Annotated in this window: 21 protein-coding genes; 14 read left to right on the forward strand and 7 right to left on the reverse strand. The window is 35.2% G+C overall.

The window, feature by feature from the left end:
- Positions 1-158 precede the first annotated feature (158 nt).
- Positions 159-1829 (reverse strand): hypothetical protein, encoded by a 1671-nt coding sequence (locus VB796_RS16925; protein ID WP_323347754.1) that lies wholly within the window; start codon positions 1827-1829, stop codon positions 159-161.
- Between the two features lie 218 nt (positions 1830-2047).
- Here VB796_RS16925 and VB796_RS16930 point away from each other — a divergent pair, with 218 nt between their 5' ends.
- A complete protein-coding gene (locus VB796_RS16930) occupies positions 2048-2428 on the forward strand; it encodes a ribosome-binding factor A (RefSeq protein WP_323347755.1) in 381 nt (126 codons plus the stop codon).
- Positions 2429-2534: 106 nt separating this feature from the next.
- Positions 2535-3749: an ABC transporter permease gene (locus tag VB796_RS16935; protein WP_323347756.1), complete on the forward strand. Its 1215-nt coding sequence runs from the start codon at positions 2535-2537 to the stop codon at positions 3747-3749.
- Positions 3750-3882: 133 nt separating this feature from the next.
- Here the strand turns inward: VB796_RS16935 and VB796_RS16940 are convergent, their stop codons facing one another.
- Both VB796_RS16940 and VB796_RS16945 read right to left on the reverse strand, forming a co-directional pair.
- The gene (locus tag VB796_RS16940) at positions 3883-4302 is read right to left on the reverse strand and encodes a hypothetical protein (protein ID WP_323347757.1); all 420 of its coding nucleotides are present in this window, start codon (positions 4300-4302) and stop codon (positions 3883-3885) included.
- 107 nt (positions 4303-4409) lie between these two features.
- Positions 4410-4970, reverse strand: coding sequence for a helix-turn-helix domain-containing protein (locus VB796_RS16945; protein WP_323347758.1), 561 nt, complete (start codon positions 4968-4970; stop codon positions 4410-4412).
- 225 nt (positions 4971-5195) lie between these two features.
- Between VB796_RS16945 and VB796_RS16950 the strand changes: the two genes are divergently transcribed.
- Positions 5196-6554, forward strand: a complete 1359-nt coding sequence (locus VB796_RS16950) for a DUF5106 domain-containing protein (RefSeq protein WP_323347759.1) — start codon at positions 5196-5198, stop codon at positions 6552-6554.
- A 41-nt stretch (positions 6555-6595) separates the two neighbouring features.
- Positions 6596-7063 carry a VOC family protein gene (locus tag VB796_RS16955; RefSeq protein ID WP_323347760.1) on the forward strand — a complete coding sequence of 156 codons (468 nt, stop codon included), beginning with the start codon at positions 6596-6598 and terminating at the stop codon, positions 7061-7063.
- Between the two features lie 175 nt (positions 7064-7238).
- Here the strand turns inward: VB796_RS16955 and VB796_RS16960 are convergent, their stop codons facing one another.
- The gene (locus VB796_RS16960) at positions 7239-8252 is read right to left on the reverse strand and encodes a GntG family PLP-dependent aldolase (RefSeq protein ID WP_323347779.1); all 1014 of its coding nucleotides are present in this window, start codon (positions 8250-8252) and stop codon (positions 7239-7241) included.
- Between the two features lie 158 nt (positions 8253-8410).
- On the opposite strand from VB796_RS16960, the gene VB796_RS16965 reads away from it, so the two are divergent.
- A complete protein-coding gene (locus VB796_RS16965; protein WP_323347761.1) occupies positions 8411-8692 on the forward strand; it encodes a SelT/SelW/SelH family protein in 282 nt (93 codons plus the stop codon).
- 142 nt (positions 8693-8834) lie between these two features.
- On the opposite strand, the gene VB796_RS16970 is transcribed toward VB796_RS16965, so the two are convergent.
- A complete protein-coding gene (locus VB796_RS16970; RefSeq protein WP_323347762.1) occupies positions 8835-9704 on the reverse strand; it encodes a DMT family transporter in 870 nt (289 codons plus the stop codon).
- A gap of 90 nt (positions 9705-9794) precedes the next feature.
- Between VB796_RS16970 and VB796_RS16975 the strand changes: the two genes are divergently transcribed.
- Positions 9795-10433, forward strand: a complete 639-nt coding sequence (locus VB796_RS16975) for an ATP-binding protein (RefSeq protein ID WP_323347763.1) — start codon at positions 9795-9797, stop codon at positions 10431-10433.
- A 132-nt stretch (positions 10434-10565) separates the two neighbouring features.
- A complete protein-coding gene (ytxJ, locus tag VB796_RS16980) occupies positions 10566-10904 on the forward strand; it encodes a bacillithiol system redox-active protein YtxJ (RefSeq protein WP_323347764.1) in 339 nt (112 codons plus the stop codon).
- Between the two features lie 160 nt (positions 10905-11064).
- Here the strand turns inward: ytxJ and VB796_RS16985 are convergent, their stop codons facing one another.
- Positions 11065-11478: an OsmC family protein gene (locus VB796_RS16985; RefSeq protein ID WP_323347765.1), complete on the reverse strand. Its 414-nt coding sequence runs from the start codon at positions 11476-11478 to the stop codon at positions 11065-11067.
- Positions 11479-11739: 261 nt separating this feature from the next.
- Between VB796_RS16985 and VB796_RS16990 the strand changes: the two genes are divergently transcribed.
- From VB796_RS16990 to metK, 4 genes are all read left to right on the forward strand, one after another.
- Positions 11740-12516: a hypothetical protein gene (locus VB796_RS16990; RefSeq protein WP_323347766.1), complete on the forward strand. Its 777-nt coding sequence runs from the start codon at positions 11740-11742 to the stop codon at positions 12514-12516.
- 280 nt (positions 12517-12796) lie between these two features.
- On the forward strand, positions 12797-13672 hold the full coding sequence (gene lipA, locus VB796_RS16995) for a lipoyl synthase (protein ID WP_323347767.1): 876 nt from the start codon (positions 12797-12799) through the stop codon (positions 13670-13672).
- A 167-nt stretch (positions 13673-13839) separates the two neighbouring features.
- Entirely contained in the window at positions 13840-15027 is a 1188-nt protein-coding gene (locus VB796_RS17000; protein ID WP_323347768.1) for a lycopene cyclase family protein, read from the forward strand.
- 219 nt (positions 15028-15246) lie between these two features.
- On the forward strand, positions 15247-16524 hold the full coding sequence (gene metK, locus VB796_RS17005) for a methionine adenosyltransferase (protein WP_323347769.1): 1278 nt from the start codon (positions 15247-15249) through the stop codon (positions 16522-16524).
- A 232-nt stretch (positions 16525-16756) separates the two neighbouring features.
- Here metK and hpf read toward each other — a convergent pair whose 3' ends face one another.
- Positions 16757-17107 (reverse strand): ribosome hibernation-promoting factor, HPF/YfiA family, encoded by a 351-nt coding sequence (hpf, locus tag VB796_RS17010; RefSeq protein WP_323347770.1) that lies wholly within the window; start codon positions 17105-17107, stop codon positions 16757-16759.
- A 628-nt stretch (positions 17108-17735) separates the two neighbouring features.
- On the opposite strand from hpf, the gene guaA reads away from it, so the two are divergent.
- The 3 genes from guaA to VB796_RS17025 all read left to right on the forward strand — a co-directional run bounded on the left by guaA (position 17736) and on the right by VB796_RS17025 (position 22127).
- Positions 17736-19265 (forward strand): glutamine-hydrolyzing GMP synthase, encoded by a 1530-nt coding sequence (guaA, locus tag VB796_RS17015; protein WP_323347771.1) that lies wholly within the window; start codon positions 17736-17738, stop codon positions 19263-19265.
- A gap of 409 nt (positions 19266-19674) precedes the next feature.
- Positions 19675-20058 (forward strand): YybH family protein, encoded by a 384-nt coding sequence (locus VB796_RS17020; protein WP_323347772.1) that lies wholly within the window; start codon positions 19675-19677, stop codon positions 20056-20058.
- A gap of 131 nt (positions 20059-20189) precedes the next feature.
- Complete coding sequence (locus VB796_RS17025) at positions 20190-22127, forward strand: hypothetical protein (RefSeq protein ID WP_323347773.1); 1938 nt, start codon at positions 20190-20192, stop codon at positions 22125-22127.
- Positions 22128-22131 lie beyond the last annotated feature (4 nt).

The raw sequence follows: 22131 nt of genomic DNA on the forward strand, positions 1-22131 counted from the left end.
TAGTGATTGGTTATCGGTTGAATGGTTGATTTAAGTGTCTATTAATCAATATGTTGTAGTTTATTGAAAGGTAAACTAAATTTTAAATAATACTTAAATTGCGGTAATTTCTTACCTTAGGAGTTCTCCCCAATAACTAATTACCAATAACTAACCACTTATTTCATTTCAACAATATCAAAAATATAATCTTTACGGGCTTCATTGGGGTAGCACGACTGCCAATCTGCTGCGGTAAATGATTTTTCAATCGTTTTTCCGCCATTTGTACACGCCACCGTAAGATTAAATTTAGTAGCAACATGATAAGGATTCAGTACCACAATTGCCAATTTATTGCCCAGACGCATCGTTCTGACTAATAAATTATCGGTATTGTCTTTCAGTTTGTAACCTTCTTCTTGTCTGAAATTGCTCTCTCCTGCAAATTTATACTTTGATTTCCACAAATGAAATTCGGCTTGAGCCGTTCTCATGTCCACCGCTGATATTTTTTCGGTTTCTGAGAATTGTTTTCTCGTTCCCAATAAATTCAAGGCAAACTGAAAACCGTTGTAACTATCCGCATTTAAGTTTGGGATTGGTCTGTTCCATTCATGAAAATGTAAACCCGAAAAGAAAACCGCCATCGTCGATTTGAAGGCTTGGTCACGGGTTAAATATTGGGAAAATCCTGTTTTTGCTCCACCGCCCAGACGATTTCCGTCTTTGTATTGCCAACCATTTCCGCCTCTATCACAAATAAGTTTTGCTTGAATAAAACATAAATCCTTACCAATACTGTGAAGGTAACTATAATTTTTTTCAGCCATGCTGGTAACTCGTGCCAAATAATGTTCAATATTGGCATTATTTCCATAAGCATTTAATATTCTTACGCCGTCATTAAAACCGTGCATGGTGGTTTCTCCGTAATGAGACATTTCTAAAAGTGGGGCAAAGTTCTCGGAATCTGTTAGTCGATAATCAATTCCATCTAACATTTCATGATTAGTATAAAGTGGATTAATATCGCCCGTTTTTACATTTCCATTGGCATCAGGATAACCATTTTTTGATAAATACCCAACTTCGGGTTTGATGGGATGCACGTACATCGCCTGAAAAATTCCTTGTAAATTATCACAAACAGATTTGATAAAACGAAGTGCTTTGCGTGGGTTTGAACCATTTTCGTAATTATTTTCCCAGTCCATATTGACCAGTCCAATTTGTTGTTTTCCTCTCACGAAATAATCGCCAAATTCGGTTGCACGAGCTAAGTTATTCCCCATTCTTGCTAATTCATCTTCCGACTTATTATCCCAGCCGTTCAGATCCACAACACCACCTTGTATTCTTTTTTCGATAGATAATGCCGATGAAAAAGTATTCATATTGACCGACTTACGAGTATTAAAATTATCCTTATAGGCTTGTCCATTATCAGGATTAATAAAGAAATTCCAATCTGTTCCTTCGTTATTGTGTTCTTTCCAATCTACCGAACCCCATATACCTCGATTTCTCAAGGGAATTCCTTTTTGCTTGTAAACTTTTGAAAGTGTAGTTTGTAAAGTGACAATCCAGTTTGGGAGATAAAAACCCAAGTTTTTATTGAGATAGGTTGGATAAACGACATTTGGAAAGCGTTCGGGAGAAAAAGTATCTGTTTTTTTTTCAACCGAGATGTTACTCAAAGTTGATGAAAATTTAGTGACTACTTCGCCAATGCCTTCGGTTGGTTTTTCGGTTTTTAAGTTAGGAAGGGCTTCAGCTTTTTTGGGAAGTTGTGTTGTGTTGCTTGGTGTTTTTTGTTGGGCAACGGTTTTTTCAGGAACACATTGCATACAAATGAACGTTAAACAAAGCACAGATACGGTTAATACTATTTTTAATTTACTATATATCTGAAAGTTTTTCATGTTCGTTGAATATGAGTTAAAAATGCAGTGTTGAGATAAAATGCTAAGGTTTCAGAAAATATTTCCGAACTTTGTAAAGTTAAAATTATAAAACGAGACTGAGTATAGGTTTGATATAAAAGAAACTCAGTTGTAAGACAAGAATGGAATCTAAAAGACAACAACAGTTCGCTAAATTGATACAACAAGATTTAAGCGAAATTTTTCAGAAAGACATGAGAAGTACTTTCGGAAATGCTTTTGTAACGATAACTGACGTAAAAATGACCCCCGATTTATCAATTGCACGTTCGTATTTGAGCTTTATGCTCACCAACGACAAGCAAGGGCTTTTACAGGATATTCGTGAAAAGACAAAAGTAATCAGAGGAATATTAGGCAATAAAATTAGAAATCAAGTGCGTATTGTACCCAATCTTGAATTTTTTATTGATGATACCGCTGAATACGCCGCTCACATGGACGCTGTTATTTCACAATTAGAAATTCCGCCTTTGAAAGAAGGAGAGGAAATTGAAGATTAGATTTTACGTAATACAGACTTCAGTCTGTTCTGATTTTATGATTACGTAACACAGACTTCGGTCTGTTATTAATTTAACAGACTAAAGTCTGTGTTACTCAAATAAAATGAATTTCCCATTTTACATAGCCCAAAGATACTTTTTTGCACGAAAGAAAACCTCGTTTATTTCGCTTATCTCCATGATTTCGATGTTGGGAGTTGGAGTTGGAACGATGGCTTTAGTCGTGGTTTTGTCGGTTTTTAATGGATTGGAAGATTTTCAGCGTGGACTTTTCAAAAGTTTTGATGCCGATTTGAAAATTACACCAACGAAAGGTAAACATTTTGATTGTCCTCCGTCGCTTGTTCAAAAATTGAGCAAAATTGATGGTGTAAAATACATCAATCAGGTCATCGAAGAGAACGTTTTAGTACGTTATCGGGATGCCCAAATGGTAGTTAATTTGAAAGGTGTTGATGATAATTTTTTAAAGCAAGACCGACTGAAAAAATCATTGATTGATGGAAAATTAAAACTTAAAGAAAATGGTGTTAGTCACGGAATTGTAGGCTCAGGTGTTGCCATCACTTTGGGTGTTGATGTTGATGCGTTTTTTACACCTTTAGAATTGTGGTATCCAAGAAATACTAATTCAAAAACGATTGATTTTACCGCCAGCGATGCTTTTAATAAAATGAGTTTGATTCCGTCGGGCGTGTTTTTTATTGAACAACAATATGACGATAATTATATTTTTGCTCCATTAACTTTTGCTCAAAATCTATTCGATTATAACGACGAACGAACTTCTTTAGAAATACAAGTGGTTAATTCAGAGGAGATTAGCAAAGTGCAAGAAGCACTGAAAGCGGCATTGGGTGGAGGTTTTACCGTTCAAAATCAAGATGAACAACACGCAAGTTTATTAAGAGCTATCAAAATTGAAAAACTCTTTGTCTTTCTGACTTTAACTTTTATTATAGGCATTGCCAGTTTTAATATTTTCTTCTCTTTGTCGATGTTGGCAATTGAGAAAAAAGAGGACATCAAAACGCTTTATGCAATCGGGGCAAATACGGGAATGATTCAAAAGATATTTTTAACAGAAGGGGCAATTGTGGCGTTTTCAGGAGCAATTGTTGGACTGATTTTAGGTTTCGGATTGTGTTGGTTACAACAAACTTACGGCTTAGTTTCAATGGGAATTGTCGGAGCTTTGATTGATGCTTATCCCGTAAAAATGCAATTTTGGGACTTCTTTTTCACTGCCTTAGTCGTGGTAATTATCACGATGATTGCGTCTTATTTTCCTGCCAAGAAAGCGGCTATGGAGAGATAAGAAGGGAGTTAGGAGTAGAATTGTTGAGGTAGTTATGAGTAATGGAGTTAAGAGGAATGTACAATGTATAGATATTATTCACTTTTCCTAACTCCATTCCTCCGTAACTCATCTCCCCATTCCCCCAAACTTCTTAACTATATTTCTCTCTTATCTGAAATAAAATCCAAAAACCTATAAATGCCCCAATAAGTCCACTAATCCAAGTGCCTGTGCATAAATGATAAACGATGTTAACCAATTGGGCATAATACATATATTTCCAACCTTCCATTTTCTGATTGAATAATCCAGGAATTGCTAAAGCATTCAAAATCAACATAATCAATAGGAAAATTATTCCAATACCATAAAGGACACTTCCTGAAAACCATGCAAATGGTGAAAATAATACTCCAAGTCCAGTCCCCAAAACGCCAAAAACAACCCCAATAATAGCTAAAATTGGAGCTATTTTAACGCATAAATCTTTAATGTTATCTGGAAATGGAGGTAATTGTTTGGTGAAAATTGGTTCTAATTCCTTTTCAAGTGGAAGGCTATTGGGTTCCATAATATTTGTGGGTTTATGTGATAAAATTTATTTATCCCAATTTGAGTAAAATATACTTGATTATCAAATGTTTTACCAAATATTGAGTGAATGGAATTTATCAGAAATTAATCTTTCAAACGTTCCATTGTACGGATATAACAATCTTTATAGTAATAACTTTCACCGTAAAGTTTTGCCATCATAATTGCCCCTTCATATTCCATAATGGATTGTTCTGCTAATTTTTTGGCTTTTTCGGGCGGGTGAGTATGGGAATACAAATGGACGAGTGCATTTGTCCAACCCATAATAATAGCCTGTAAAACTTCTTTAAATTGCGGGTATTGATTGACCGTTTCAAGAATGGTATTTCCCACAATACAACCTCCTTCTCTACTAAAAACGGTTTTTGAAAATCGTTTCAATATCGTTTCCATTCGTTCTTCTACCGACAATGTTGGATTGTAGGCAATCGGGAAAACCTGTTCTTGTAGAAAAATATTGACACTTTCCAAAACCTCTTTCATCAGAGTTTCTTTACTATCGAAATAATGATAAAAACTGCCTTTCAGTAAACCTACGGCATTAGAAAGGTCACTCATAGAAGTGTTATGATAGCCTCTGTGACGAAAAACCTCTAATGATTTGGCAAGAATTTCTTCTTTTGTTACTTTTTGAATTGGCATATTTTATTGGTTTAGTAACACAGACTTTAGTCTGTAAGTGTTTTTTTATTACAGACTGAAGTCTGTGTTACGAAATCTCCTCCATACAAAAATAACCCTTTTTGAGAAGTTTTCAACAAGCCCTTTTTGTTAATGAATGTTAAAGTATTCGTTGTGGTAATTTCTTGAATAAATTCTTCTTAATTTCGTTAAGATTAAAACTAAAAGGTTCAAGAAAATTTATCAATGAAAAATATTATCGCCCTAATTGCTCTACTTTTTATTGCCCAAACTACTTTCTCTCAACATCGTATTGAATTAAAAATCAAAGGATTGAAAGACTCTACTTTGTATTTGGTTCATCATTATGAAGACACATTTTTATCGCAAGATACCGCCCAAATTGATGCTTCTGGATTGGCAGTTTTTCAGGGAAAAAAGAAGTTGCCACTTGGTTTTTATGTGGTAGCGATGGGCAGAAGTAGAATCTTCGATTTGGTTATCAATGACCAAACTTTTTCAATGGAAACCGATACGGCTGACTATACCAACAATCTCAAAATTAAAGGTTCAGTAGAAGCGTCATTATTTCAAGACTTCGTAGCTCAAGCTAATGCCAAAGCTAAAAAGTTAAAAGGTGCAACTAATGCTCAAAAACAAGCTATTTACGCTGAATTAGAGCAATTTCAGAAAGATTATGTGCAGAAAAATACAGGAACATTCACAAGTAATATTTTACGTGCGGGTGTAGATATTGACGTGCCGCCGCTACCTGCCAAACCAACTTTAAAAGACACTATTGCCCAGTCTAATTACTATTTTAAGCACTATTGGGATAATATCAATTTGGGCGATGAACGAATGTTACGCACGCCATTTATCGGGAAAAAAATGGACACTTACCTTCAGAATATTAGTTATTTTGAGCCAGATACCATTATTCAAATTGCGGATGCCATAATCGGAAAAACGCCTTATAAATCTGATTTAAGAAAGTACGTAGTCGGTAAATTCGCTCAAAAATTTATTGCTCCTGAAATCATGGGGCGTGAAGGAGCTTACATTCACGTTGCTGAAAAATATATCATCAATGAGCCAGAATCTGGTTGGGACACTTCTTCCATTCGTCGAAATAAAGAGTATGTAATGAAGATGAAACCTGTTTTGTTAGGGAATAAAATTTCTAATATGGACATGACAGACACCTTAGATATTTATACCCCACTTTATGGCGTAAAAGCAAATTATACCCTTGTTATGATTTATGACCCAGAATGTCATCATTGCCAAGAAACTACCAAAAAACTCTTAGAAGCGTATCCCAAATTAGAAACAAAGGGCGTAAAAGTGTATTTGGCTTGTGGAACAAGAGACAAAAAGAAGTGGCTGAATTTTGTAAAAGAATTTAAAACCCAGCGATTTATCAACGTTTTTGACTCTCATACTGTAACAGATTTTACCAATAAATTCAATACAACTGTTTATCCGAATTTATTGTTTTTAGATAAAGACAAGAAGATTTTGGCGAATAAAAAATTGGATGTTGAGCAATATCTCAAAATAATATCTCAACAGGAGGATAAGAATAGAAAACTAAAGAAGTAAGTTCGTCTCGAATTTATTTTTTATCCAAAAACAATCGAAAAATGAAATTAATCTTTAAGACAATACTTGCTTTTTGTCTTTTCTTGAATGCTTTTCAAGGAATAAGTCAGGGAACAGAGCCTACGAAAGGTATCACCATTTTATCGTACAATCATGTCGGTTTAGCGGTCAAAGACTTGAAAACGAGTGTTACTTTCTATCGTGAAATAATCGGTTTGTCGCCATTAGATGTACCTGATAATCTTTTAGCTATTAGAAGATGGTTTAAAGTTGCTCCAGGTCAAGAGCTTCATTTACTTTTAGGAAGGGAAAATCCAGTTGCCAATAATGATAAAAATGCAGCTCACTTTTCTTTATCAATTCCCACCAATTCTGCGGATGGAATTGAGGCATTTTTGAAAGAAAAAAATGTACCATATCACCGCCAAAAGCGTTTTGACGGTGCTTTTCAAATTTACGTTACTGACCCAGATGGTTACGTAATTGAATTGAATGAACCGAAGAAGTAGAGTTTTAAGTTTTTGAGAGTCGTAAGTGTTTAAGTCCATAAAGTCGTAAGGAATTATTGAGATTTAAGCCACCTAACGCTGTCAGGGTTCAAAACCCTGACAGCGTTTAAACTGGAATAATATGAATTTTTGAACAATTTAGAAAAGCTTAAATGGATAATATCTCACATTCCCATCACTTTATAATCTTATTCCTAAATTCCTCCAAATGTTCGTCCGTAAAATCTAAATGGGTTACAAAACGAACTAAATGTTTGCCAAAAGTTGCTGCTTTAATGCCTTTTTCGTTGAGTTTTTGAACATAATCAGACGATAAAATTTTATCATTCAGTCTGAAAATAACGATATTAGAATCAACTGGATAAATTTCTTCTACTTCTGGCAATTGCTCCATAATTTTCTCGATTTCTCTTGCACGAGCATGGTCTTCAACTAAACGGTTTACGTTATTGTCCAAAGCATAAATTCCTGCGGCAGCCAAATATCCCGCTTGTCGCCAGCCACCACCCAAGCGTTTTCTAACTCTACGAGCTTGTTTTATGAAAGAATTTGTGCCTAAAAGCACTGAACCAATGGGCGTTCCTAAGCCTTTTGATAAGCAAACTGACATCGAATCAAAAGCTTTTCCATATTCCAAAGGGCTTTCTTGCGTTTCAACCAAAGCATTAAAAATTCTTGCTCCGTCTAAGTGTAAAGGAAGATTATTGTCAACACAAACTTGTTTGATTTTCTGTATTTCAGATAGTTCGTAATACGCTCCTCCGCCTTTATTTACGGTATTTTCTAAAGAAACCAAACGAGTAATTGGGTGGTGAATATTATCAGGTTGGATAGCTTCTTTGATTTGTTCAGCCGTTAATCGTCCACGATTTCCTTGTAATAAATTGACCGAAGCCATCGAATTTGCAGCAATTCCACCACCTTCGTACAAGTATATGTGCGAGAGAGCATCACAAATGACCTCATCGCCTTGTCTGACATGGACGTTAATCGCAATTTGATTCGTCATTGTTCCAGACGTGCAGAAAAGTCCAGCTTCGTAGCCAAACATTTGAGACGTTTTTTCTTCGAGTGCTTTTACGGTTGGGTCATCTTCAAAAACATCATCGCCAACGGTTGCAGAAAACATGGCTTGTAACATAGCAGGAGTAGGTTTTGTAAATGTGTCGCTTCTTAATTCAATGGTCATAATTTGTTGATTTATAAATGATGCGTAAATTTCAGAAATATTTACGCTATTTTTAATTATTTCTTTCATTCATTCGGGCTTGTGAGAAATGGAATCTATTGTCTCCAATTATCAGTACATTCGCTTTTCGCAAATCGCTTTTCGCTTACTATTAAAATATGAAACCTAAAATAACAATAGAATACTGCCCAAAATGTCATTGGCTGATGCGTTCGGCATGGTTAGCACAAGAATTATTGACCACTTTTATGGATGACTTGCAAGAAGTTAGCCTTCGTCCAAGTGAAATTGCTGGACGTTTCCAAATTTCTCTGAATGACCAACTAATTTTTGACCGTAAACGTGAAGGGCATTTTCCAGAAGCTAAAGAAATCAAGCAAATCGTCAGAGACATTGTCTGTCCAGAACGTAGTTTGGGGCATTCGGATAGGAAAGAGTGAGTGAGGTGATGGGTAAAGGAGTTATGAGTAAATGATAGTTGGTGAATGAGGATTAAAACTAAGTAATACGCTTGTTTACTCATAACTCTTTTACTCATAAATTTTTACTCATAACTCTTTTACTCCTTGCCCTATTCCTCCATCACTTCCCTCTATTCACCAAATAAACCCCAAACAGAACAACTATTCCTCCAATAATTTGTTCTGTTCTGAGCATTTCGTGCAACAAGAAAAACGAGATGATTGAAGTCAATACGGGTTGAATTAATAGCGTTGGCGAAACGATGGAGGCAGGTAAAAACCCTAAAGCATAATTGATAGAAAGCCAGCCAATTAAGTGGCAAAAAAGCCCCGAAAGAGCAAAGGAAAGCCAAGTTTTATGGGAGAAATGAAGCATAGGTAAATCTTGTTGCCAGCAAATAAACCATGCCAAAATCATACAAGTCAACAACGACCAACCCATAAAATTAACGGTATCAATACTTCCTCTAACTTGCTGAGTTAGAAGCATATATCCCGCATAAAAAACGGCAGCTCCAATTGCCATTAAATGTCCAACTCCTACATTTGGATTTTCTATAAAATCTCGTCCTGCCACTAAAAAAACACCAAAAGTTGCCACAAAAAGCCCAATCCAATAGATTTTTGAAAGACGTTGTTTGAAAATAAATAACGAACCTAAACCCACAAAAACAGAAGCATTATTAGCCAGTAAAGTAGAAACTGAAGCCGTAGTTTTTAGAATAGAAAGATTCCAAAGACTCATGTCCAAAACAAAAAACAAAGCTCCTAAAGTTATCAATGATAAGGTTTTGGTATCAGGTATTTTTATTTTTTTGTAAAGCCAAATAGGAAATAAACCCAAGAAACAAAAAAAGTAACGGTAAAAACCAGAAGTCAGGGCAGGAGCATCAGCCATTTTTACGAAAATTGCTGACCAACCTATACAAAAAACTCCCAAAAGAAGGAAGATATAGGCTTTGACGGGCGTTTGTGAAATATCAGATTTCAAGTAGTGGTACGTTTTGAGATGAAGTGAATAGTCTATGATTAAATAGTGTATTAAATTTATAGTAAATTTACTCAAATAAACAATTTATTGATGATAGAAAAAGAATTTCTGAAATTACTCAAGCAAAAAGAATCGATTCATTTAGAATTTAAAAGTAGAATTGAAAATCCTCATAAAGCCGCCCGTATTTTGGCAGCTTTCAGCAATACTTCTGGTGGGAAATTGGTTGTGGGAGTTGACGACGACAAAACGATAAAAGGTTGTTCTGAATTAGATGAAATGACCAAAATTATCCAAGCAGCTAACGAATTGGTTGTGCCGCCTATTGATATTCAATATAGTTCATATTTGCACGAAGGAAAACGTAAGGTGTTGATTGTCAATGTACAAGAAAGTCCACAAAAGCCACACGAAGCTATTGATGAAAAACAAAATAGTATCGTTTTTGTAAGGGCAAACGACCAAACTACGCCCGTAACCAAAGAAATGACTCAGATTTTAGATAAATATGACGATACGGTTGACAAAGAATTGTTAGCTCAACCCAACGTAAAAGCCTTAATAATTTATCTAAAAAGAAACATGAAAGTTACAGCAAAAGAATATGCCAAATTGGTAAATATTTCGGCTTATAGAGCCACAAAACTATTAGAAGGCTTAACGTATGGAGGTATTTTATTGATGCTTTCAAAACAAAAACCAACACAATTTGTCTTGAAAAAATGGTAGCCTAACAAAATCTTCGTCTCTAAAGCGATATTACAGACCGAAGATTATCTTTCTTGAAGCATCAGGTAACGAAACCTTTTTACATTAAAAATTGTCAATACGGTATCAATTATTTACTCAAATTATAATACAATGAATTGGAATACAATAACAGAAATTGAACAGTTACAGGCAATTAAAGAAGAATCATATAATTATCCAGTATTGATTTTGAAACATAGTACCACTTGTTCAATATCGGGAACAGCGTTGAACCGTTTGGAAAGAAATTGGAAGCAAGAAAAGGTAGGAGAGTTGAAACCGTACTATTTAGATTTATTACGTTACAGACCAATTTCTACTGAAATTGCTAATTTTTTCAAAGTAGAACATCAATCACCACAAGTATTAGTTATTCAAAATGGCGAATCTGTTTATGATGCTTCACATTTTGATATTTCTTTTGCAGAATTAGAAGGAGTTGTTGCGTAGGAAGGAGAAATGGGGTTAGGAGAAATGGAGTTAGGAGGAAAGTCGTAATGGGGTTAGGAGGAAAGGAGTAATGGGAAAAGGGGAATGTTTTGTATGAGCATTTTCATTCCTCCTTCTACACTTTCCTCTTAACTCCTTTCCTTCATTTTCCCTTTAAAAATTAGAGCCATTCAAAGGTAATAACTTGTTCCAAATCAGGATGTAAACTTAGGGAAACGGGGCATTTATGAGCAGTATTTTCTAATTTATGAATTTGCTCTGGCGAAAGGACAATATTTGTTTTCAGTTTTAAGTTTATTTCTAAACGGGCAACTCGACGTGGAGGCGTTTGTGACATGATTTTGGTAACTTCCACTTCTGAACCTGCTAATTCTATTTCATCTCTTTGAGCAACAATTGCCATCGTTGTGAGCATACAAGTACCAGTAGCTGTGGCTAATAAATCGGTAGGAGAGAAGGCTTCTCCTTTTCCCATATTGTCAGTTGGAGCATCTGTAATTAATTGATTTCCAGACTGCAAGTGTGTTGAGGTGGTACGTAGGTCGCCCAAATAAGAGGTTTTTACTGTTGGCATGGTATTATTTTTTGTTTAGTTTATGAGAATTAAGACAACTATTCTGTCACAAATAATGTCATTGATGATAGTTAATATTGGTTAAAAATATTTAGGTTTACAAAAAGAAAATAGCCTAAAGTATTGATAAATAGTAAGTTGTTTTGTTGGCTTTTCACAAATCGCTTTTCGCTTATTATATTTTTAGCCTAAATTAATACAAATAGAAGCCGAATACGTATTTTTATGAAAAATTAATCTCCTAAATGGAGTAATTATCCTGTGAAAAAACTACTAACTATATCTCTTATCCTTTCATTATCTTTATTATTGACTGATAGAGTCAATGCACAAAGACGTAACACTCCCACTAAAAACACGCCAAAGGAAGTGACAGATGAGGAAAATTTTAAATCAATTTTATCATTTGGACTTACTACCAATACCAATTCGGGGCTTTTAGGAGGTATTGCTGCACGTAAAGAAATAGCTATTAATAATAATGCTTTGCATCGCCAATTTCATTATATAGGTCTTGAAATGGTGAGCGTAAATCACTTCAAAGAAAGTACAGCCAATGTTGGAGGAACGGGCGGAAGCTATGTTTATGGAAAGCAAAACTATCTTTTTGCTATTCGTCCACAGTATGGTCGTGAAATAAATTTATTTAGGAAATCATCAGAAGGTGGCGTTAATGTTAATGGAATTTTAGCCGCAGGACCAACCATTGGACTTCTAAAGCCTTATTATGTTCAAATATATTATGGTAGAGGAGTTACAAGAGATGAAATCTTTGACCCCAAAAAACATACATCAAGTAATATTGCAGGTAGCGGAGGTTTATTTGAAGGCTTAAGTGAAGCCAAAATTGTTCCAGGTGTTAATTTAAAAGCGGCTCTTAATTTTGAATTAGACGCTTTTCGTCAATCAAATATCAGCTTAGAGATTGGCTTTTTAGCAGAAGCTTATACTCAAAAAATGAATATTATGGCTTTTTCCGAAAATAGAAATGTTTTCACTTCGGGATATTTAACGATATTTTTTGGAGGAAAGAAATAAATTGAAATTCAGTCAACAAGAATATTCTTCTCCAAAACGTCAATAAAATGAAAACCAATTTCATTTTATTGACGTTTTTATTTTAATCAGTCTTAAATTTGTGTGATAATTGAGGGGATAGGTTTTAGGTATTAGGTTTTAGGTATTAGGTTTTAGTAATTAGCTTGTAATAGAGATAACAAATTTTTTGAATAAAAGAATAGTATCTCTAACTTCTAATGTTGAATTTCTAACGTCTAATCTCTATCGTCTAATCTCTAACCACTAATACCTAAAAATAATGATAGAATTACCAGTAATAACGCCAACCGCAACGAGACATAACAAGAAACCAGATTGGCTTCGTGTAAAATTGCCAATTGGGCAAGAATACGCTCGTGTACGTAATATCGTAGAAGAAAATAAATTACATACCATCTGTCAGTCAGGCAATTGTCCAAATATGGGTGAATGTTGGGGGGCAGGTACGGCTACCTTTATGATTTTGGGTAATGTATGTACCCGTTCATGTTCATTCTGTGCAGTGGCAACGGGTCGTCCTAATGAATATGATGTTGATGAACCACGTCGTGTAGCTGAAGCCATCAAATTAATGGGTGTAAAACACGCCGTTTTGACATCAGTAAACCGTGATGAACTGAAAGATAAAGGTGCAGAAATTTGGTATCAAACCGTTGTGCAGGTGAAAGAATTATCGCCAACAACAACCATTGAAACACTTATTCCAGATACAAAAGGAAATTGGGATGCCCTTATCAGAATGATTGAAGGTGGTCAGGAAGTTGTTTCTCACAACATGGAAACCGTTGAAAGATTGTACAGAAATGTACGTCCGCAAGCAAAATATGCACGTAGTTTAGAGCAAATCAAACGTACCAAAGAATACGGAAAACGCACCAAAACAGGTATTATGTTAGGTTTGGGCGAAACACAAGACGAGGTTTTGAAAGCAATGGATGATTTGGTAGAAAATAACTTAGACGTGCTGACATTAGGACAATATCTTCAACCTACCAAAATGCACCATGAAGTTATCGAGTGGATTCACCCAGATACTTTTGCGATGTATAAAGAAGAAGGTTTGAGACGTGGACTAAAATACGTAGAATCTGGAGCTTTGGTAAGAAGTAGTTACCATGCAGAGAAACATATATAATTTGTAGCACAGGTTTTCAACCTGTCTTTTACGTAGTAGCATAGGTTTTCAACCTGTCTTTTAGTCAGTTGACAGGTTAGAAACCTGTCCTACAAATAAAAAATCCCGTAAGATTCAAAACTTACGGGATTTTTTATTGTTATCTTCCGTAAGAGAACTGTATAAATATGTCTTTTAAGAACAACCAAAACTTACAAAATACTTACGATTACATCATTGCTGGCGGAGGCATGGCGGGGCTTTCTTTAGCTTTCTACCTCAATCAGTCAAGTTTGCGGAATAAATCTATCCTCATAATAGACCGTGATGTAAAAAATACCAACGACCATACGTGGTGTTTTTGGGAAAAAGGACAATCGCCTTATGAAGAAATTATCGCTCAAAAATGGAAAGGAGTTTGGTTTTACGGAACGAATAATTTTTCTCAATTTCTTGATATTCAGGAATATACTTACAAGATGATTCGTGGGATTGACTTCTACAATTACGTCATTCCTGTTTTGAAACAAAATGTCAATATTACTTTTTTGCAGGCAGATATTTTAGCAGTTTCCGAAACAGTAAAAACGAATAAAGGTGATTTCTATGCTTCTGACTTGGTTTTTGATAGCTCATTTCGTTCCAAATATAATAATCCTGATTACCACAATATGCTTCAACATTTTAAAGGCTGGGTCATTGAAACCACGAAACCCGTCTTTAAAGTTAATGAACCTACTCTTTTTGACTTTAGAACAGAACAAAAAAATGAACTTCGATTTGTCTATGTTTTGCCTCATTCTGAAACAAAGGCTTTGATTGAATTTACCATTTTTTCTGATAATCTTATCGAAGATTTAGAGTATGAATTTTATCTAAAAAAATACATTGAAGAGACTGTAAAGGTAGGTGAGTATCAGATAAAACCTGAAGAATATCAAATTTCTGAAACCGAATTTGGTATCGTTCCAATGTCTGATGAGCCACACGAAGTTTCACCTATGCCTAAAGTCATCCGCATTGGTACATCGGGCGGATATGTGAAGGCTTCTACGGGTTATAGTTTTCAGAGAAGCCAACGTTTTTTACAGCGATTGGTAAAGTCATTAGAGCAGAATATAGACATCAAAAATGGTATGATAACGAATCATTGGAAAGGCTTTTTAGATACAGTTCTTTTAAATGTGATGTTGAAAAATAGAACACCCCAAGATGAAATTTTTACTCGGTTGTTCAAATACAATAAACCTTCTCAAGTATTGAAGTTTTTAGACGAAGATACTTCGTTTTTTGAAGATGTTGCTCTTATCAATACTGTTCCTAAACCTCCATTCATCAAAGCTGCTTGGAATGTATTATTCAAAAAGTTATTCTGACATTGACTTAGACCTTAAATTACCTTAAACTAAAATTGGTATCAATAATAGAAATATTATTGCTTTTTAGCCTATTTTTTATTTAATTAACTTTAAAAATGATTATTTGTAGATAAATTATCTATAAAATGGCTATTTGACAACCCAAATTGTCAAATCAAAATATTCCTTTTAAATTTGTGAATTATTAGATTTTTCATATTTCATAAATTATAAATAATGGCATATCTTTTCACCTCTGAGTCGGTATCGGAAGGACACCCAGACAAAGTATCAGACCAAATTTCAGACGCATTAATTGATAACTTCATGGCGTTTGACCCTTCTTCTAAAGTAGCTTGCGAAACCCTTGTAACAACTGGATTAGTAGTTTTGGCGGGTGAAGTAAAAACAAAAACCTATCTTGATGTTCAGGCTATTGCCCGTGAAGTTATCCGTAAAATCGGTTATACTAAGTCGGAATATATGTTTGAAGCCAATTCTTGCGGTATTATTTCTGCCATTCACGACCAATCGGACGATATTAACCAAGGTGTAGATAGAGTAACGGCTGACGATTTCGAATCAAAAGCAAACGCACAAGGAGCAGGTGACCAAGGAATGATGTTCGGTTACGCAACTCGTGAGACTGATAACTATATGCCTTTGGCTTTGGATTTGGCTCATACTATCTTGAAAGAAATGTCAGAAATTCGTAACAACGAACCTGCATTAATCGGATACCTTCGCCCAGATGCAAAATCTCAAGTAACTATTGAATATTCTGACGATAATGTTCCTCAAAGAATTGATACCATCGTTGTTTCAACACAACACGATGATTTTGACCAAGATGAGGCAATGTTAGCAAAAATCAAAGCTGACGTTATCAATATCGTTATTCCAAGAGTAAAAGCAAAATTGAAACCTGAGTTACAAGGACTTTTCAATGATGCGATTACTTACCATATCAACCCAACTGGAAAATTTGTAATCGGTGGACCACACGGAGATACAGGTTTGACAGGTCGTAAGATTATTGTGGATACTTACGGTGGAAAAGGAGCTCACGGTGGTGGTGCATTCTCTGGAAAAGACCCTTCAAAAGTTGACCGTTCGGCAGCTTATGCAACTCGTCACGTTGCTAAAAATGCAGTAGCGGCTGGTCTTTGTGATGAAATCTTGGTGCAAGTTTCTTACGCAATCGGTGTTGCTAAACCATGTGGTTTGTTCGTAAATACTTACGGAACGGCTAAAGTTGGTTTAACTGACGGAGAAATTGCTTGTAAATTAGAAGAAGTATTTGATATGCGTCCTTATGCTATCGAACAACGTTTGAAATTACGTAATCCAATCTATTCAGAAACAGCAGCTTACGGACACATGGGACGTAAAAATGAGGTTGTTACTAAATCTTTCAAAGGTCCAGACGGAACAGTGAAAGAAGTTGAAGTAGAACTTTTCACTTGGGAGAAATTAGATTTCGTTGATGCAGTGAAAGCTAAGTTTTCGTTGTAAGAAATAGGTTTTAGTGGTTGGGTTTTAGGTGTTAGAGAGGTGTTAAGCTGTCTCCCAAAAGTGTAAAATCTTTAAGAGTGGTAATATTAAGAGTTTTTATGGGCTAAAAATAGAGAGTCAATTCATTGAGCTAAACACTAAACCTAAAAACTAACACCTGATATACAAAAAAAGGGTTGCTTTCTCACGAAGGCAACCCTTTTTGGTATGTTAGAAAAATTATTTCTCCTAATTAACTCTCCATCGCCATAGAAATCAGCACATTTCGAGTTGGATTTACTTTGTCTTGGATTTTATCTTTAAACTTTTTTAATTGAACTTTTAACGCTTCAATGGCGATATCCATTGCTTCTTCAAAAGTAGAGGCTTGTTCTTTTACGAATAAAGTACCTCCTGGTAAACTAATTTTCACTTCTAACATTTTGCTTCGGACCTTCTTGGTATCTCCTTTATCTAACCTTAGAAAAACTTCACCACCAGTAATTCGGTCATAAAACATATCCAATTTATTAAGTTTTGATTGGATAAACTCTAACAGCTTCATGTCAGCGTCAAAGTGAATTGAATGCACTTGTAATTTCATACGCACTCCCTGTTTAAATTGATAGATAAATTAACAAAGATTTTGCCCATTGGAGCAGTTCTTCGCCCCTTTTTGCGATTACTTATTTCTTGTTTGAATATCTACGAAAATTAATGATTTGTAGATAGGAAACCCAAAACAAGGAATATCAAATTCATAGTCAAAGAACTCTCCGAGTTTGTCATAAAATCCTAATTAAAAACAATAGGATTTGACACTGTTTGGGCGTTTTCTTAAATGAATTTATAGATTAATTTTGTATTATCCTAATGTTAAATGCACATTCTTTGAAAAATCAAAGTCAATATTCCGACATATAAGCGTTGTAAAGCTTAAAAACTTGGAATAATGCAAAAATTAGATTTGGAAATGTTTAAAAGCATGAAATTTGATATGAAAAGTGATTATTCAGTATGTTTTATCGTTCAGAAGGGGTAGCCCATAACTCATTTGGGTAATAAAATGCTTTGATTTAAAGTTTTCAAGCTCAAAAATTAAAATTATCCAATGATTTTGAGAATTGTCGTCAGATTTATACCTTAAAACCATAAATTTTCCCGAAATTTACGTTTTAGTTTTTTTCGCCGTTGTCTGTGTCTAACAGACGACCGCAGTTTCCATTCAAAAAATGTCCGAAAAAATAATAATTCTTGATTTTGGTTCACAAGTAACTCAATTGATTGCTCGCCGTGTTCGTGAACTTAATATTTACTGCGAAATCCACCCGTTCAATAAAATCCCAACTATCGACGAATCTGTAAAAGGCATTATCCTTTCGGGAAGCCCTTGTTCGGTACGTGATGAGGATTCTCCACGAGTGGATGTAAGTCTTTTCAGAGGAAAATTACCTGTTTTGGGTATTTGCTACGGAGCTCAATTATTGGCATTTTTAGGAGGTGGCGAAGTTTATAATTCTGGTCACCGTGAATACGGAAGAGCCGCTTTAAAAACAGTAGCTCCAAGTCCATTATTAGAAGGCGTTTCTGAAAATAATCAAGTTTGGATGTCGCACGGAGATACAATTATGTCAATTCCTGAAGATTTTGAAGTAATTGGTTCAACCGACGACGTGAAATATGCTGCATTCCACATCAAAGGAGAACAAACTTTCGGGATTCAATTTCACCCAGAAGTAACGCACTCTTTGGAAGGAAAAACGATGTTGAAAAACTTCGTAATTGGCGTTTGTAATTGCTCTCAAGACTGGACGGCTGATTCTTTTGTAGATTCAACGGTAGCAGCATTGAAAGAACAATTGGGTGATGATAAAGTAGTTTTAGGACTTTCGGGTGGCGTTGATAGTTCGGTAGCGGCGGTGTTGATTCACAAAGCAATCGGCAAAAATCTTTATTGTATTTTTGTTGATAACGGATTGTTAAGAAAGAATGAATTTGAAGACGTACTTGAATCGTACAAAAACTTAGGTTTGAACGTAAAAGGCGTTAATTCAAAAGATATATTTTACAAGGCTTTGGAAGGCTTGACCGACCCAGAAGCGAAGAGAAAAGCAATAGGAAAGGCATTTATTGATGTTTTTGACCAAGAATCTCATTTGATTGAAGACGTAAAATGGTTAGGTCAAGGAACAATTTATCCTGATATTATCGAGTCAGTTTCAGTGAGTGGAGGTCCTTCACAAACGATTAAATCTCACCACAATGTAGGCGGTTTACCTGATTATATGAAACTGCAAGTGGTTGAGCCTTTGAAAACTTTGTTTAAAGACGAAGTTCGTTTGGTAGGTAAAACATTGGAAATACCTCAATTTATTTTAGGTCGTCACCCGTTCCCAGGGCCAGGTTTAGGAATCAGAATTTTGGGAGATATTACGGCCGAAAAAGTACAAATCTTGCAAGAAGTTGACTATATTTTTATCAACGGTTTAAAAAATAGAGGATTATACGACAGCGTTTGGCAAGCAGGAGCAATGCTTTTACCGATTCAGTCGGTAGGAGTAATGGGCGATGAACGTACTTATGAGCGTGTTGTGGCTCTTCGTGCGGTTTCATCAGTGGACGGAATGACAGCGGATTGGTGTCATTTACCTTATGATTTCTTGGCTGATATTTCTAACGAAATCATCAACAAAGTAAAAGGTGTCAACCGTGTTGTATATGATATTTCGTCAAAACCACCCGCAACCATTGAGTGGGAATAGTAGTAACGCAGACTTTAGTCTGTAAGTTTACCAAAAGAGTATTTACAGACTAAAGTCTGTGTTACAAAAACGCCTGATTTCTACGTTAGAAATCAGGCGTTTTTTTATGTGCATAGCTTCAGAGAAATCATTAAATGACCGAAAAATATATTTCGTTAATTAAAGTGGATTTTCTTCTTTAAAATTTGTGCCTAACCGTTTATATTTACGAATATTATATTCTAAAGCGATTATTAACTATAAAAACTATTAATTCTTCTTCCTATACTTAATTTCTTCTTGCTTAAATAAATCATTTAAACACCGTATTTAAAGGGCTTAACTATAAAGCTTTCTTCAATTTCCTAAAAATTGAGGCAGGTATTCCTATGCTTTTACTTAACGATTATCCTCTCATAAAATCAACACTATGAATACAGAAAAAACACAAATTGATAAAATCCGTCTCATTGTGCAAGAAGCTGAAAATACAGGGAATTTGGCATTAATGACTTCTGTTTTGGCCGATGATATTACGGTAATTGTGCCTGATACGCCCGTTGTGAGTGGCAAAACCGCAGGAGTAGCCTTCTTGAAATCTTGGTTTGATGCCTTTAAAATTGAAATAACTTATCAAGCACAAAATATTGAGGTTAAAGGCGAAATGGCGTATGAGTGGAGTATTTATCATCAAACCACAACCGACAAACAAACTGGTGAGAAGGCATCTGAAATTGGTCGGATATTGTGGGTTTATAAAAAATATAAAGGTGTTTGGTTACAGAATTTTGTGATATGGAATACCATCAATTAATGAAATAGTGATTAGTTGTCAGTGATGAGGAAATTGGTAAAGTGTTCATTTTTAGCTTATTACAATTTGTGGAATTGCTGTATGACTCTTGAAAATAGTTAGTTAAAGCTTAAATTTTAAAACCTAAAACTATGTCTTATTTACATTCTCCAAGATTAGTCTTTTCAGGAGATTTTCTCTCAGATGTTTCAACCGTCAATAATGATGTGACGCATTATAACAATGAAACCTTTACTTCTAATTTTCAACAGTATGGTACTGGAAGTACAAATGGTTGGTGGAATCCTGAAGGTGGTGCCGTTTTTAATTTCAAAAATTGTATAGTTCAACAATTAACAATGCCTGATGGAACGTCGGTGACTGATGCTTCTTCGGATATAATTGTGGGTCAAATTGTGGCGGGTTCAGAAGGACGACCTACTGGGAAAATGTTGGATTTAGACCCTGATGCTCAAATGGTTTCTGCACTTTGGTGTGTCCAAATACGCATTTGTACGCCTGATAATGAGCTACTTTTGAAAGGCGATATTGACCCTACTTGTTTTAGAGATATGCAACTCAGACAGTTGGCAGGAGGTAACGTAAATGGTCAGCCTTACGGTGCTTGTTGGACATCTGTTTTGACCAATCTTGTTTGGGGGGAAAATATAGAAGCATCGCCTTTTTTATCCCAACTTAAAAGTGCCACACAAGGTAATAAACTGAGTATCAATCTTAATGCCTTTGGTTATTATTATAATCATGCTCCAGATGGTCGTTTTTCTTTGGGGAAAATCATTGGAACAATTGGACCTTGGTTTGAGGGAGAACCAATCAATTTTGCCGCTTGCCGACGACTTTATGGGGTATTAAATGTGAGTGCCAAGAGTCAGTCTCAGTATTTTGCCATTAATAATTTCTTGTTAGAAGAAAACAGCAACCGTCTTTCTATTGATTTTGGAAATAGTTTTCCTATTTCAGACTCATTAGGTACAATTTCCGCAACGCAAACATTAATTGTGGGTGTTGCCAATACCAATAACGCTTTTTTGAATAACGCTTCACCAACACCAACACTTGTAGATGCCAGTCAGTTTACTGAAATCGGCATTGTTTCTTATATATCAGGCTCAAATCAGTGGCTTAGTCAATTGGGAGGAATCCAGACTTTCAATAATCTTCCTGACAATATTGTAGAAGCCCTAAAAAATAACCAATTATTACTTTTAACACCTTCTATAACCGATGTTGGACAATACGTTTTATTGGGTCGTGAAACCATTGACGGTGTATATGTAAGAGCGGATAATTTTGTACAACGGATTGACTGCGACCAAACAGTAACTGTTGATTTTTATAGTTATCAATGGGGAAATATTTTGCCTAATGCTACCATAAATGTCAAGTTAGAGCGTGCTACGTCAAATATTCCTCTCGACCCAATATCTAACCCTATTTGTGAGATTTATGGAAATAATTTTCCACAAGACGGTATCACTTTTCAAACGACCATTCAAACCAATAGTGATGGTTTTGGGCAGTTGGAAATTACAGGAAATGAAATCAATTCGCCAAGAGTTTATGTTGATGGACAGGTTTATACCTTAGATTATGACAATTCGGTGGATGAACCTTTGGGAGACGGTAGCAATGTCGTTATCCATTTACGAGATTATTTTGAAGTACCCGAAAACCCTACTTGGTCAGATATTTCAGCCATCATGATTCAGTATGCCAATTTATATCCAATTATGAGTAAATATTTGGTCAATTTGGCAAATCCTAATGACTTAATCATGAAAAAAGATATTCTAAAATTTGCCTTTTCAAGGGATATTCATGACACGATGCACATGCCAGTAACTCGTGATTTATCAGATGCAAAACGCACTACTATTCTCAAATGGCTCGATAACCCAATCATTGATGTGCCAAGTTTAAAAAGCACAGAGAAACAGAGAAATCAAAATACCGTTTCTCTTGGTACTCCTTTGACAAATAATCAATTGAAATACAAAGAAGCAGTAAAAGCTAAAAACGGCTCAATGCCTCCTTTACCGTCAATCACTAATTTATTTGAAAACCTTTAAACAG

The sequence above is a fragment of the Arcicella sp. LKC2W genome (assembly GCF_034931005.1).
Lineage (GTDB): Bacteria > Bacteroidota > Bacteroidia > Cytophagales > Spirosomataceae > Arcicella.

What these genes read in the sequence shown, in the direction of transcription:
- VB796_RS16925 (WP_323347754.1), bottom strand. Translation starts at nt 1,829, where the DNA reads ATGCAATGTGTTCCTGAAAAAACCGTTGCCCAACAAAAAACACCAAGC.
- VB796_RS16930 (WP_323347755.1), top strand. Translation starts at nt 2,048, where the DNA reads ATGGAATCTAAAAGACAACAACAGTTCGCTAAATTGATACAACAAGAT.
- VB796_RS16935 (WP_323347756.1), top strand. Translation starts at nt 2,535, where the DNA reads ATGAATTTCCCATTTTACATAGCCCAAAGATACTTTTTTGCACGAAAG.
- VB796_RS16940 (WP_323347757.1), bottom strand. Translation starts at nt 4,302, where the DNA reads ATGGAACCCAATAGCCTTCCACTTGAAAAGGAATTAGAACCAATTTTC.
- VB796_RS16945 (WP_323347758.1), bottom strand. Translation starts at nt 4,970, where the DNA reads ATGCCAATTCAAAAAGTAACAAAAGAAGAAATTCTTGCCAAATCATTA.
- VB796_RS16950 (WP_323347759.1), top strand. Translation starts at nt 5,196, where the DNA reads ATGAAAAATATTATCGCCCTAATTGCTCTACTTTTTATTGCCCAAACT.
- VB796_RS16955 (WP_323347760.1), top strand. Translation starts at nt 6,596, where the DNA reads ATGAAATTAATCTTTAAGACAATACTTGCTTTTTGTCTTTTCTTGAAT.
- VB796_RS16960 (WP_323347779.1), bottom strand. Translation starts at nt 8,252, where the DNA reads ATGACCATTGAATTAAGAAGCGACACATTTACAAAACCTACTCCTGCT.
- VB796_RS16965 (WP_323347761.1), top strand. Translation starts at nt 8,411, where the DNA reads ATGAAACCTAAAATAACAATAGAATACTGCCCAAAATGTCATTGGCTG.
- VB796_RS16975 (WP_323347763.1), top strand. Translation starts at nt 9,795, where the DNA reads ATGATAGAAAAAGAATTTCTGAAATTACTCAAGCAAAAAGAATCGATT.
- ytxJ (WP_323347764.1), top strand. Translation starts at nt 10,566, where the DNA reads ATGAATTGGAATACAATAACAGAAATTGAACAGTTACAGGCAATTAAA.
- VB796_RS16985 (WP_323347765.1), bottom strand. Translation starts at nt 11,478, where the DNA reads ATGCCAACAGTAAAAACCTCTTATTTGGGCGACCTACGTACCACCTCA.
- lipA (WP_323347767.1), top strand. Translation starts at nt 12,797, where the DNA reads ATGATAGAATTACCAGTAATAACGCCAACCGCAACGAGACATAACAAG.
- VB796_RS17000 (WP_323347768.1), top strand. Translation starts at nt 13,840, where the DNA reads ATGTCTTTTAAGAACAACCAAAACTTACAAAATACTTACGATTACATC.
- metK (WP_323347769.1), top strand. Translation starts at nt 15,247, where the DNA reads ATGGCATATCTTTTCACCTCTGAGTCGGTATCGGAAGGACACCCAGAC.
- hpf (WP_323347770.1), bottom strand. Translation starts at nt 17,107, where the DNA reads ATGAAATTACAAGTGCATTCAATTCACTTTGACGCTGACATGAAGCTG.
- guaA (WP_323347771.1), top strand. Translation starts at nt 17,736, where the DNA reads ATGTCCGAAAAAATAATAATTCTTGATTTTGGTTCACAAGTAACTCAA.
- VB796_RS17020 (WP_323347772.1), top strand. Translation starts at nt 19,675, where the DNA reads ATGAATACAGAAAAAACACAAATTGATAAAATCCGTCTCATTGTGCAA.
- VB796_RS17025 (WP_323347773.1), top strand. Translation starts at nt 20,190, where the DNA reads ATGTCTTATTTACATTCTCCAAGATTAGTCTTTTCAGGAGATTTTCTC.